Source organism: Arcicella rosea (assembly GCF_014204325.1).
Classification (GTDB): Bacteria; Bacteroidota; Bacteroidia; order Cytophagales; family Spirosomataceae; genus Arcicella; species Arcicella rosea_A.
This window is the reverse complement of record NZ_JACHKT010000019.1, coordinates 18,110-31,671: the sequence shown is the minus strand read 5'-3', so window position 1 is coordinate 31,671 and position 13,562 is coordinate 18,110. Positions and strand designations below refer to the sequence as shown.

Annotated in this window: 9 protein-coding genes and 1 tRNA gene; 4 read left to right on the top strand and 6 right to left on the bottom strand. The window is 34.2% G+C overall.

Annotation, left to right across the window (positions count from 1 at the left end; genetic code table 11):
• Positions 1 to 2 precede the first annotated feature (2 nt).
• The 5 genes from HNP25_RS13215 to HNP25_RS13195 form a co-directional block, all read right to left on the bottom strand.
• Positions 3 to 1,361 carry a DUF4178 domain-containing protein gene (locus HNP25_RS13215; RefSeq protein WP_184134815.1) on the bottom strand — a complete coding sequence of 453 codons (1,359 nt, stop codon included), beginning with the start codon at positions 1,359 to 1,361 and terminating at the stop codon, positions 3 to 5.
• Positions 1,330 to 1,680, bottom strand: coding sequence for an S-adenosylmethionine decarboxylase family protein (locus HNP25_RS13210; protein WP_184134814.1), 351 nt, complete (start codon positions 1,678 to 1,680; stop codon positions 1,330 to 1,332). Before HNP25_RS13210 ends, HNP25_RS13215 begins: the two co-directional genes overlap by 32 nt.
• A gap of 112 nt (positions 1,681 to 1,792) precedes the next feature.
• Positions 1,793 to 3,076 (bottom strand): McrC family protein, encoded by a 1,284-nt coding sequence (locus HNP25_RS13205; protein ID WP_184134812.1) that lies wholly within the window; start codon positions 3,074 to 3,076, stop codon positions 1,793 to 1,795.
• The gene (locus tag HNP25_RS21855) at positions 3,073 to 4,851 is read right to left on the bottom strand and encodes an McrB family protein (RefSeq protein ID WP_184134810.1); all 1,779 of its coding nucleotides are present in this window, start codon (positions 4,849 to 4,851) and stop codon (positions 3,073 to 3,075) included. Before HNP25_RS21855 ends, HNP25_RS13205 begins: the two co-directional genes overlap by 4 nt.
• Before the next feature lie 163 nt (positions 4,852 to 5,014).
• Positions 5,015 to 5,088 (bottom strand) — tRNA-Asp (locus HNP25_RS13195).
• A 119-nt stretch (positions 5,089 to 5,207) separates the two neighbouring features.
• On the opposite strand from HNP25_RS13195, the gene HNP25_RS13190 reads away from it, so the two are divergent.
• Entirely contained in the window at positions 5,208 to 5,729 is a 522-nt protein-coding gene (locus HNP25_RS13190; protein ID WP_184134809.1) for a DinB family protein, read from the top strand.
• Between the two features lie 39 nt (positions 5,730 to 5,768).
• The gene (gene dapF, locus HNP25_RS13185; protein ID WP_184134807.1) at positions 5,769 to 6,539 is read left to right on the top strand and encodes a diaminopimelate epimerase; all 771 of its coding nucleotides are present in this window, start codon (positions 5,769 to 5,771) and stop codon (positions 6,537 to 6,539) included.
• 22 nt (positions 6,540 to 6,561) lie between these two features.
• Here the strand turns inward: dapF and HNP25_RS13180 are convergent, their stop codons facing one another.
• On the bottom strand, positions 6,562 to 11,061 hold the full coding sequence (locus tag HNP25_RS13180) for a translocation/assembly module TamB domain-containing protein (protein ID WP_184134805.1): 4,500 nt from the start codon (positions 11,059 to 11,061) through the stop codon (positions 6,562 to 6,564).
• Between the two features lie 145 nt (positions 11,062 to 11,206).
• Here HNP25_RS13180 and tsaD point away from each other — a divergent pair, with 145 nt between their 5' ends.
• Both tsaD and HNP25_RS13170 read left to right on the top strand, forming a co-directional pair.
• Positions 11,207 to 12,205 carry a tRNA (adenosine(37)-N6)-threonylcarbamoyltransferase complex transferase subunit TsaD gene (tsaD, locus tag HNP25_RS13175; RefSeq protein ID WP_184134803.1) on the top strand — a complete coding sequence of 333 codons (999 nt, stop codon included), beginning with the start codon at positions 11,207 to 11,209 and terminating at the stop codon, positions 12,203 to 12,205.
• A 119-nt stretch (positions 12,206 to 12,324) separates the two neighbouring features.
• Positions 12,325 to 13,437: a DEAD/DEAH box helicase gene (locus tag HNP25_RS13170; RefSeq protein ID WP_184134801.1), complete on the top strand. Its 1,113-nt coding sequence runs from the start codon at positions 12,325 to 12,327 to the stop codon at positions 13,435 to 13,437.
• The last annotated feature ends 125 nt before the right edge of the window (positions 13,438 to 13,562 follow it).

The window sequence follows — 13,562 nt, the reverse complement described above, 5'->3', positions numbered from 1 at the left end:
TTTTAATTAAATGTATCCAACCAAGAATCTTCTTCAAAAGGAGAATAATCACTTGCTTGCCAACGACGATACTCAAAAGTTCTTTCCTGATAATAGCTAATGGCAGGGTAAATGCTCAGTAAAAGTAACATAAGTAAAAATCCACCATAAACCGCTACTCCTCGATGCACCTTCAAACTAAAATTGGATACTAAATTTGGAAATGTTGTAGAGGGAGAAACTTCTAAATGGTATAATCCCTCTGGTACTTTTTCAATCATAGCATCTGTATCATGGCTACCTTCTGTCCAAGATTCTCCCCCTTCAAAACCTGAGTAAAACTCAACTCCCATTGATACATTATATTCGTCTCCCGTTTTATCATTTATTAAAACAATATCTGTTTCGAGCCAATTATTATCGACATTAGCGTCGAGTGTAAATTCTACATTAGCATTTCCATTTTTTAATTGAAAACTTGGCGAGATATAGACCTTTGAGCTGTCATAACCACTACTAACAGTACGCATTTCATTAATTGTTTCAGCATAAAAATTCTTTTCAAATACCAATTCACTTGTTGAAAAATATGCTTGAATATACAAGAGTATTGCTGCAGCAAGAACGCTAATTTGCATTAACTCAGTAAACCGAACACTTGGCTTATAAGGCTCTAAAACGCCAACACCAAATGATTCTGGAAGACGTATTTTCCCTTGCAAAGCTTCATCCAGTTCTTCTACGGCAAGATATTCGCCCTTGAACCAATGTTTTTTACTATCACCTTTTTCTGATGTTATTAAAAATGGTGGCAAAATATATTCCTTCACCAAAGTCTTAGGTACTTTGAGTAAGTCTATCGGAAACTCGCCATTAGCACCCTTTATACTTGCATGATAATCGCTATACAAACGATAATAATCATTATCGTAAACCGCTTCATTATCGTGAGATTGCTCTTTTACGAGTTTTATATCATCTATTTCCTCTAAAAAAGTCCAATGTCCTTGATATTCAGTTAAAAAACGATAACCAACTTTGGCATTGTACAAATAATATTCTTGCCAAGTATAAGTATTTTCTTCTCCTTTTTTTAGTACACCAACAACTTCAAAATCAATGCCTTTAAGGGTTAATTTAGTGCCTGTGGGAATGTCAGAATTACTTTTTTGAAACTTATTTTTATGGACTTCATCCACACGAAACTCTCCATCGTAAACGAAACTTTTTTGTAATACATGAAGCGTACCACATGATTTACACACCAAGTTTATTGTTTCATCTTTCGTAATGCTGAGTAACGACGAGCAACCACCACATTGATGGTCTTGGTCATAACGATAAAGTTGATTAGCGGTTAATCTCATGAGAAGCAATGACATTGGCGTTGAACAATTCTATGAGTTTAGCGTAAATTCTGTGAGCTATTTGATTATTGACTTTCTGATAATTAGAGAGGAAAACATCAAAAGTTATACGCCCAAATTCTGGCCATGTATGAATGGAAATATGTGATTCTGTAAGACAAACCACTCCCGTAAAACCACCCGAAGGAAAATTATGATAAACCTCTCCAATTTTTGATAAGCCTTCACTTTCAATTAATTGGTTGAGCAGTATTTGGCAAGCGTTAAAATCAGACAACTGTGTGGTTTCTTCACTAAGACAGTCACAAATAAGGTGCAATCCTGGTTGATACATTGGTAGGTTTTTTTTCAACAAAAATAGATAAAATCTAATTTAACGCAAGAAAATTTAGAATAGTCGGTTAAATAAGATGATAATAGTTTTGCAAGCTCTTCATCTTTTCCCATTAATTAAATGCTAAAACCTCGTCAATCTGCCTAATAATCTCATCTTCTTCACCACAAATATCAATATCAGCCGCCTTAATCGCTACCAACTTACCATTGGCAAATTTATCGGCAATAGTAAAAATATCTACTTCCGAAGGTTTTGCTCCGTTTTTTGGATAAATCAATAATACTTGGTCAATTTCTCGCCTGATGGAGTAGGCAAGCATTTGATACATATCGGTTTGTGAAATCCCTTTTTTACTATCTTTTTTATCTCGGATTTTGTACTTGGTGTCAATCACCAAATTGGGGTTTTGAAGGATAATGTCATTCTTTATCTGAAATACTCTTTGCTCTGTTAAAAATCCTTTTCCTTGAGCGTTGGGTTTTCTATCTTTAAAATGAGTCTCAATGATTCCAAAAATAAACTCCTCAAAAACTACTTCCATCGGCAGTAAAAGACAGAAATTATTTTTATTGGCATCCGACTGACTAATACTTGACGACGACAAAAACATTCGAGACATTTCTAAAACAATCGCCAAATCTTGATAAAGTGGGTTGAGTTTTACCAAATCACAATGGCTTTCTTGGCAATATTCGTCCGCCACATCGTCTAATAAAAACAACAGACTATTCAGTTTTTGCTTACTTTTTTCATTGTTTGTGAATGATAAAAGTATTCTGGAAACAAATTTTACAATTCTATTAAACTGATTGTCATAAACAAAAGGCTCGTAAGTACAATGAAAAAACTGATGTCTGCCTGTCAGTAAATTATGTTGAACATACTGCTGAATGGCTAACGAACCTCGCAAATAACTCGTTTCTTCGGTAATTTCTTGGTAAGATTGATAGGGCTGATTGGTCAAGATTTCTTCTGTATGGTGTGCAAACAGAAAAATAAAGGCTTCCAACCAAGTATCAAATGATTGGCGGTCGAGCGGTAATTCAGCAAATGGTAAATTTATTTTCTTCCCATAACTTAACCAATAAAGTACCTTTGAGATGATTTGCTCTTGGGGCATTTCTTGGCAAATTTTAGGATAAATATTAAGCCTAAGCTCTTCAAACTGAATGAAACCGACGTGGTTATTCGCTCTGATTTTATCTCCATCAAAAGTCAGGAAACGCTGCTTTTTCTTGTCTGAACCATAGAAAGAATCACGCTCATCTTCCTCCAAACCATACTGTTTTCTACTTTGCCAAACTTCATCAAGATAGGTTTTAAAACGCTTGATTTTACTGTCAGAAAAGCCAGTACTTACTTCTTTACCAAATTCATAAATTGATTGTATCATTGAATGAGCAATTGATAAGAACTTGGAACAATAGTATGAGTAAAACCAGCTTTAGCAATCGCTTTTTCTACCAAATCGGCGACAAGTTTGTTATCCTTAGCATTGTAAAAGTATTCGTTTAACAATGGAATTACTTTCTTATTCATTGTTTTAACGAAGTCTAACTCTTCACCATTTTTAGTCATAAAATAAGAATGTCCAATGCTGAAATCTATTCCTTTTTTAGCGATAATTTGCTCATTTAGCGATTCAAAAAACGTTTGATAATTGGGGCTAACTTTTGATGAATCAGGATATAAAGCCGTAAATTCAAAGCGTCTTCGTAAAGCAATATCCAACAAAGCAATTGATTTATCAGCAGTGTTCATTGTACCAATAATGTAGAGGTTTTTAGGCACAGTGAATTTGGTGACACCATCGGGCAAACGTACTTCTGTTTCAAATTCATTTCCCCAACGCTTGTCTTCTTCAATTAAAGTGATTAATTCTCCAAATACTCGTGAAATATTCGCCCGATTGATTTCGTCGATGATGATTACGAAGTTTCTGAGTGGTTGGATTGGAATTTTCCTTGTCAATCCAGTTGCAATTTCTCTTAGTTTTTCAACTATCTGGTTATAATAAGTAGCAAGTCCTGAAGTAAACTCTCTTTGATTGGAATAAATTTCTTCAAGAGTTTGAATACTTAAAGTGTGCTCTGAGGTTCCACTTTGTTTTTTGAACTCTATATTTTTGGCGTTTACTTTAGTAATAGAAAAACTACCACCACGCTTTAATCCTACCTCAACAGGTCTGTCGTTCTGAATGAGGTCAGCAATAAATGTATCAAATACCTCTTGAAAGCTTGGCGTTTCTTGATAATCTGCTTGGGTAGCTTGTTGAAGATTCTTCAAAGCTCTTTGGCAAATCTCAAAGAAAATCCCTTTATGTTCACGAAAGCCCAAAGTATCTTCGCTCAATTGTGGCTTAATACCCATCACAAAATCCTCATAACTATAATTTTGATGAAAAGTAATAAACTCAACCTGACGGTCTTCTGTATTAGCTAAAGCCGTTTTGTACCAATTACGAGCTTCTTCATAGCTATTGGGTGCATCGTTATGGATAATTTTATAAGCCAATTCAACAGTACTGTAAGTTTTACCAGTGCCAGGAGGGCCGTAAAGAATTTGGTTGAGCGGGTAGGAATTGATTGGTATATTAGTATTGTTTAATATTGGAGTATGTAAAATTGAGTGTCTCTCAATTTCAACGACCTCAATTGCTTTTTTGAAAGAATCTTCACTAATAAAAAAAGTATCATCAAGCTTTTGACCTTTAATATAGGAGTCAATAATAGGCTTTATTTTTTCAATGAAGTAAATGATATTAGCTTTCCAATCTACACCAAATGGAAGATCAAATTTCAAAATCCTTTTATCTTCAATGTTAGTAGGTCGTTTTAACTCAGAAGTATTATCTAATATAGATTGAGCAAGTCCCATAAACAAATCAAGCTTATCATCATATTCTTCACCCCTGAACCCTATTTGCAATTTAAAGCTTTTAACGCTTTCATTTTGATGCTTTATGTTCAAACTTAAACAGTGTGAATACGTTTCCCGTGCGAGACTTAATCCAATTAATATTTCATCACTATTATCTGTTAACCAAAGCTTTTCTTTGAATTTTTCTTTATTATGTCTGCGGGGAAAAAACCTAAAATCATTATTTTTTTTATGACATTCCATTAAAAAAGAATAGATGTCTTCGTGTAGTTGCTGTAGTTTAGTCATTTTAAAATGGGCTTTGGATTGTTAGGTTGTTTTAAAAATATGGATGAAATAGGGAATTTTATATCAAAGAAGCCATAATTATTTTCCAAATATAAATCTAAAAAATGTAAGGTGGAGGGCTATAAAAGCAAAAAGCCCAGAAATTTCTTTCTGAGCTTTTTTGCGGTCTGGACGGGACTCGAACCCGCGACCCCATGCGTGACAGGCATGTATTCTAACCAACTGAACTACCAAACCTTTTTACAATTTTAACAACTACTTAACTTTGTGTTTATGTCGTTGTTTTATTGTGATGCAAAATTAGTCGTTTTATTTTAGAATACAATACCTTTGTCAAAAAAAAATCAAAAAAATATATGAGAAAGCCTTTTGAAAACGAGTTTCCTAATGATAAGTATTTTTCTTTTTATATAGAAAAGCTTGAAAGTCAAAATGTTATTAATGTACTTATGGAGCAAGAAAGCCTTGTAAAAAAAATCTATAAAAATTTGTCTGAAGAGCAAAAAAAGTATCAATATGCTGTTGGGAAGTGGACTCCGCAGCAAATTTTGGGTCATCTTACTGATACGGAACGCATTTTTGGCTATCGTGCTTTATGTATTGCAAGAGGTGAAAAACAATCTTTACCTGGTTTTGATGAAAATGAATACATGGATGCGTCACATTTTAATGAAATTCCTTTTGAATCTTTACTCGAACAGTATCGTTTAGTAAGAGAAAGTTCGATTGCACTGTTTTCGTCTTTTTCTGAAGACGTAGCTTCTCGGATGGGAAAAGCCAACGGTCATGCGGTTTCGGCAAGAGCTTTGGTTTGGATGATTGCTGGACATGAGCGTCATCATTTGAATATATTAAAAGAGCGATATAATATTGGGTAAATAAAAATAAGGCATTAAAAGTTTTGAATAATTATTAAAATGAAATTTTATAAATATCAAGGTACTGGAAACGATTTTGTAGTGGTTGATGACCGTTCAAAATCTTTCCCAATTTCACAGGAATATATTGCTCAGTTGTGTCATCGTCGTTTTGGGATTGGTGCTGATGGTTTAATGCTTTTACAAGAAGCTGAAGGCTATGATTTTAAAATGGTTTACTTTAATTCTGATGGTACCGAGGGTTCGATGTGTGGAAATGGTGGGAGATGTTTAGTTCGTTTTGCACATGATTTGGGTATAATTGGCGATTCAACTGTTTTTATCGCTGTAGATGGAGAACACGAAGCGAAAGTAACAAAAGAAGTAATTTCACTGAAAATGATTGATGTGAATGATATTGAGAAAACGCCTGATTACGATTTTATGAATACTGGCTCGCCTCATTATGTTACTTATGTAAATGATTTACAAAATTATGATGTTTACAGTACTGGAAAGGCTATACGTTATGGAGAACCCTTTGTAAGTAAAGGTGGAACGAATGTGAATTTTGTAGAAGTAACGGGCGGAAATGCTTTGGCCGTGAGAACTTATGAGCGTGGTGTAGAAGATGAAACATACGCTTGTGGAACAGGAGTGACAGCTTGTGCTATTTCAGCTAATATTCGTTTGGGCTTTGATAAATTTGTGGATATTAAAGTAATGGGTGGACAATTGAGAATAGAATTTGAACATACCGAAAATGGCTATCAAAATGTCTTTTTGATAGGCCCAGCTGTGAGAGTTTTTGAAGGTGAAATTTTAAATTGAGTTGAAAATGTAATGAAACTCTCTATGGATTAACAATTGGTTCGTTTGATTCAGCAAGTGGGTTTTTAGCCTTCTTTCTATTTAAAAATAAGTAATTGAAGCTTTTGGTGTACAATAAACTTGCTCCGCCAGAAGTAAAGGTTTGATAAGTATTTAAAGCTCCCAAGATGGACGTTTGTAAGTTTCTGTTATAAGTCTTAAATCTCAAACTTCCGTCTTTGGTAATAAACCATTCCAATGCCCAGTCACCGATAAGTGATTGGGCATTTGTTTGATTGGTAGCCGTTGTAAAACCGCCACTTCTCGTAATTCTAAATCGGTCGTTGAAATTGTATGAAAGTCTAAGCTGTAAATTATTAATCAAATCTTGATTTAAGCCGTTTCCGTTTAATGATAAATCGACGTTTAGGTTTTGATCAATTTTTGAGAAAACATTACTCAATTGATTCGATAATAATTCTGTTAAATTACTTACTAAATTGACTGTAGCAAAGGCAGTAGAATTCGTCTGCGAAACCATTTGTCCCAACAACAATACATTACTTACTTGTCGGTTTAGTTCTTGATCATCCGTTTTCATTCTGTTTTCGAATGCAGTTACCGCAGAATTGAAATCGGGGTTTTGCGGATAATCGTGCATTTTCAAATTAAAAGAAACTGTTGGTTGTAAAAGTCTATCTTTTAAATTAATCGTTATGTCAACTGGGTAACGGCGTGTATAATCAGCTTTATTTCTCAATTCTCTGCCTCTTCCAGTAGAGTCAATAACAGAACCCAAATAGCTTAAATTTTGTGTATAAGCTGCCCGAATATCAACGATAGCTTCATAAGGATTGCCCGACCATGAAATTTTACTTCCTCTTTGAATATTGAATTTCTTGTTGATAATATTCTGGAAAGTAAAAGTATAGTCTCCACGTTCAATATTATAATCTCCACTCATATCAAAACCGCCTCTTGTATCTACTTTTAGGTTGATAATTCCAGAACCATTGGCACGCATAATGTCGCCAGTTTGTTTGTCGAATTGTACTTCTCCATAGGCATCAGGCGTAATTTCAAAATTGAAATCCATTTTGATACCGCTACTTGAGCCATTTTTTGCTTGGCTTTTATTCAAAGAATCTTTGGCTACTCTTGCACTGAGGAATTCAATTTCTTCTTGATTTCCCGCATCTTGTGCTTTGTCAAGCGGAATGTATAATCTTGTTCCTCTGTCACTTTTTAAATCGGCAGAAATGTTAAGATTATCGAAAGTGCCACTTAAATTGAGTTTTCCTGTGGCATAAGCTGTTCCGTAATAAGTATCGTTATCTCTTCTGAGCGTATTCAAGATTTTGAAACGATTCATTGTCGTGTTTAAATCTACACTAAAAGTTTTGTCACCATCAAAAAAAACACTGCCTTTTAGCGTTCCTTTATTGCCTTCATCGTCGGTTAAACGAAGACTTTTCGCTCTTACTTCGTCAGGTTCAAAAGTGATTTTATCTTCAAAGTTTAAGACAGATTTCAAATAATCGAAGAACAGCGTACCTTTTTTAATATCTATTGCTCCTTCTAAAATCGGGTGCGAAGGCTTGCCTGTTATATTGATATTTCCAATGGCTACACCACCAATTTTAGAGAAAAGCCCTTTTGTGAAAGGTTCTAAAATTTGAAGATTTGTTTGGTTTAAAGTAGCCAATAAATCAAGTGAATTTTCACTTTGTTTAGGGTCGTAAATACCTCTTACGCTCAATACTTGATTTTGAAGACGCTCTAAAGAATAATTAATATCTACAATTTGTCTTTCGTTATCAAAAACGCCATCGCCTGTTACATTGCCAATCAAAAAGTTATCCAAATACAAATCTTTGATGTTCAGATGACTATCAAGATTAATACTTTTATAAATGTTTTTTATCTCTACTTCGCCGTTTACCAAGCCTTTCATATTCAAGGAAACGATAGGTGCTAAGGTTTCAAGCTTGAAGTTTTTAGCTTGAAAAGTTAAGTTTTTGAGTGAATCTTCCGAAACATTTCCATTCAAGGCAATGAATTGTTCTAAATTACTCAAGTATAAATCTTTGGCAGTAATTTCATTACCGATAATTGTTAGGGCGTTGTCGGGACTAACGTTCCAATCTTGGTCAAGTAAATGAAGCCTAGAACGTTTGAATTGTAAAGCAATACCGTCTGGAATAAACTTTAAATTTCCATTGAGTTTTACGAAATTGGTTGTTCCTACTTGTTTTAAACCACTGGTAAATCTAATCCCTTCATTTGCCCAAGATGCATCAATATCAAGTTGTTCTGTTGGTGCAAGTACACTGATTTTTTGCTTTTTAGAATTCAAGATTAGGGACGCTAATATTTCGGGCGTATTATAGAATTTTGAAGAGTTCAAATCAATATCCGACTGATAGAAACGATAGTTTTGACCCAAAACCAAAGTGTCAATCTTCGAACTCAAAGAGAAAGTAGAAGTATTACTAATCCCAAAAGTGCCATCTATCCAGGTTTTTTTAGAAATATGTCCATCTGGATAATAAAATGAAAGAATTGGGTCGAAGTTTTTGAGATAAAACTGATAAGCAATTTGGTAATTCTGTGGAGGCGTTAATGGCTTTTTAGCATAGTAGGCTTTACGAGTAGCCTCATCGCCAACAAAGTAAATTTTATATTCTTCAACAAGTACTTTTAAATCTTCAAAAGCTTGGCTAGGCTTGAAATTTCCATTAAAATCCAAATTAACTAAATCTGACTCAATGTTTAATTTTCGAGTACTATCATCAAGTTTAGAAGTAATATACAAGGAATCAAGAATTAAATTTCGTTGCTCAAGCGTAACATAAGTATTGATGAATTTCGCTTTCCCGACTAAATCATCAATGGTTTTTCCTTTCGATTGAATATCAAGCAAAGTAGAAATTCGCCAATCATCTTTCGTGAAATGAAGATTTTTTAGGTTAGCTTTTGATAATTTTCCAAGCATATCTACGTCACTTTTTCCATTTCGTAAATCTACTTTTCCGAAAACATTCAAAATAAGATTAGTATCTTTTACGGCAATTCTTCCATCAAAAAGTTCTTTGGCAAGTTTACCATTGATGTCAATATTTTTATAATTATAGTCGTTGTAACCAATTTGTTTAACCGTTCCATCGAAATTCAAACTGGCATTTTTCAATGAAAAACCAATGCCTTCTATTTTTCCAGAAAGTGAAATGTCACCTAAAGAACCCGCATTTTCAATGAGTTTTCCGAGTTTGAAATCTTCTAATTTCAAAGAACCTTTGTACGTAGAATTTGCTTCGTTTGGCTTTAAAACCATCGCAACATCCACGTCCGATTTCCCTAAATCAGAAGTCAGTAATCCCATCGTTTTAAAATTAGAGGTACTTCCTTTAAAAGTTCCGTCAAAAGTAATATGCCCAAATTTTTCAATGGCTTTTACGGGGTCTTTACCAATATATTTTTCTAGGTCAGTTACCAAAACATACGATTTTCGCATGTTGAAATTCATATCTGTTTTAGGAATATTGGGCAAACCTTTGAAGGCAAAATCGCCTCTTAATTTAGATTTTTTACCAAAATACAAATCGAAGTTTTGGAGTTTAAAATCATCTACTGTACCATCAAATTTGCCATTGAGGTAATAAATTTCTTTGTACTGATACATGTCGTTTACAAAACGAGCAATATCACTTGCGACAACCACCGTCGAATCAAAATTGGCACGCATTCTTACTTTTTCATTCCAATGTTTGAAATCTTTTTGACTTCTGAACGACATGACGATATTATTTCTTACCACTGAATTATTTACTTTTAGCAATAAATCATCAAAACGCATTTGCGTATCAGAAATCAAGAAATGCGTTTTAAGTGTTTTAATTCTTAAATCAGAAGAGCGGTCGTATGCTTTTAGCGTTGTTTGAAAAGTAACAGTATCACGAATCAAAGTAAAATTTTTGAGGTGAGCGTTCAATTCATGGAGTTTAAAATGATAATGGTCGAACGATTTTCTGTCGTTCATATAAGGTTCCGATTCATCATTCATGCTAAAAATACCTTCTACAATATCAGCTTCACCAATGATAAATGGCGTAGGTTTATGGTTTGGGTCGGGTGTAGATGATGCCGTGAGCTTATTGATACGGCGAATAAATTCATCGATATTCAAATCACCTTTTTTGTCGGTTACTAAACCAACTTTTGGATGATACAATCTTACATAATCTAATTTCGTTTTCAGAGAATCTTGTAAAAGACTTTTCAATTGAAAATCTAAATCTAGTTTTTCAATATCAATCATTTGATGATTCTGATAATCTTTTACTCTTACGCCTTCTAGCGTAGCTTCATCAAAAAAACGAATCGTTACTTTATCAATTTCAATTGGATAACCAAGAGCTTTAGAAATTTTGGGAGCGTAATATTGGGCAATCTTGGTTTGTAAATAGGAGCTTCTAAGTGCCAAAGAGCCTAAAACAGCCAACAGTAATAAACCTACCACTGTGTAGAGGATTATTTTTGTCAATATTTTAGAAACCTTTATGAACATTTATTTTTTAATAAAGAAATTATGTTGACTGTAAAAAATTAGACAAAAGCCAATTACAGAATTGCTAAGGTATTATTTTCACTGTGTTCTATCAACTAGCATTCATTATCTTTGCATTATTATGACAATCTTAGCAATCGAATCATCATGTGATGACAGCTCAGCAGCTGTAATTATTAACGGCATAATTTGTTCCAACATTGTAGCAAGCCAATCTATCCATACAAAATGGGGTGGGGTTGTTCCCGAATTAGCAAGCCGTGCACATCAACAGCATATTGTACCTGTTGTGGCAGAGGCACTTGAAAGAGCGAAGATAACAAAAAATGACCTAAATGCCATTGCTTTTACTCGTGGCCCAGGTCTTTTAGGTTCATTATTAGTGGGTACTTCGTTTGCCAAGGCTTTGGCGATGGGTTTGAACATTCCTTTGATTGATGTTCACCACATGCAAGCCCATGTTTTGGCACATTTTATTGATGAACCTAAGCCTAATTTTCCGTTTTTATGTTTGACTGTAAGCGGAGGACATACCCAAATTGTTTTTGTGCGTTCGCCTTTAGATATGGAAGTAATCGGTGAAACCCAAGACGATGCCGTGGGAGAGGCTTTTGATAAAACCGCTAAATTATTGAATTTGCCTTATCCGGGTGGTCCTTTAATTGATAAGTACGCTAAAGAAGGAAATCCAGAACGTTTTCCATTTCCGATGGTAGAAATGCAGGGCTTGAATTACTCTTTCTCAGGAATTAAAACTTCATTTTTATATTTCTTGCAAAAAGAAACAAAGAAAAATGCCAATTTCGTTGAAGAAAATTTGGCTGATATTTGTGCATCAATGCAGGCAACTTTGATAAAAATTCTTTTACAGAAACTCAAAAAAGCGGCTAAACAATATAAAATCAAAGAAATTGCGATTGCTGGTGGTGTTTCGGCAAATTCTGGATTAAGAGCTGAATTGCAAAAAATGGGAGAGGTAGAAAATTGGAATGTTTATATTCCAGCTTTTCAGTATTGTACCGATAATGCAGGGATGATAGCAATGGCGGCACATTTCAAAGCTGAAAAAGGAGAGTTTTGTGCACAAGATGTAAGTCCATTACCAAGAATGGCTTGGTAATTTTCAAGAAAAAATCAAAGGCTATAAGTAACCAAACTTATAGCCTTTTTTGTATCATCGCTCATCAAAGAGCTTCTTCATTAATAATTCCTTACCTTTGTCAATAAAAAAATACAATTTTGGCAACATTCAAACAATTAGGCGTATCAGAGCATTTCATCCAAGCATTGACTGAACTGAATATCATTAAGCCTTCTGAAATACAGGAAAAAGCAATTCCTTACTTATTAAAAAATCAAAACGATTTTATTGGACAAGCACAAACAGGAACAGGTAAAACTGCTGCCTTTGGTTTACCGCTTTTGATGAAAGTAAATCCTAAATCAAAAGAAGTACAAGCGTTAATTTTAGCACCAACTCGTGAACTTTGTCAGCAAATAGCTAAGCATTTGTTTAAACTGACAAAGTATGCTCCAGAAAAAATATTTGTTGAAGCAGTTTATGGAGGCGAAAAAATAGATATTCAATTAAGAGCATTATCGAAGCCAACTCAGATTATTGTAGCCACGCCAGGCAGATTAATTGATTTGTTGGCTAGAAAAGCTGTGGATTTAGGTGCGGTTAAAACCTTGATTTTGGACGAAGCCGACGAAATGCTGAGTATGGGTTTTAAAGATGAGTTAGACAATATTCTCAGACAAACGCCTCATGATGCTTCAAAATGGCTTTTTTCGGCTACTTTACCAAGTGCTTTGCAGAAATTGGTGGATACTTATATGGCTAAAAACACACATACCGTTCAAGTAAGTAAAAGCGAAGTGGTTAACAACTTGATTGAACATCAGTTTTTTGTATGTGAAGAAAAAGAGAAGTTTGATTTTGTGATGCAATTTTTAAAAACGATGGGAGCTTCAACTGGCATAATTTTTTGCAGAACAAAAGCGGCTGTTCAACTGCTAACGAAACAGTTAGTCAGTAAAAATATTGCAGTAGATGCTATTCATGGAGATTTGCAGCAGAGTGAAAGAGACAAAGTAATGCGTGCTTTCAAGAATCATAAATTGAAAATATTGGTCGCTACGGATATTTCTGCAAGAGGTATTGATGTGGACGATTTGGCTTACGTAATTCATTATCAATTGCCAGACCAGCCTGAATATTATACTCACCGAAGTGGTAGAACTGCCAGAGCGGGTAAAAGAGGTATTTCGATTTGTTTCGTCAGTCAGAATGAAGTAAAAAGAATATCAGAGTTTTCGAAGCTATTAAATATTTCATTCAGAAAATTATAGAGATTATTACACAATCGTGTACAATAAATGCTACTTTTTTCGCTTATTAATCATAAGCAATTATTTGATTTTTAGTGTTTTATATGTTCGTTTTCATATTAAAACCTTTTCGTTTTTAACAACAT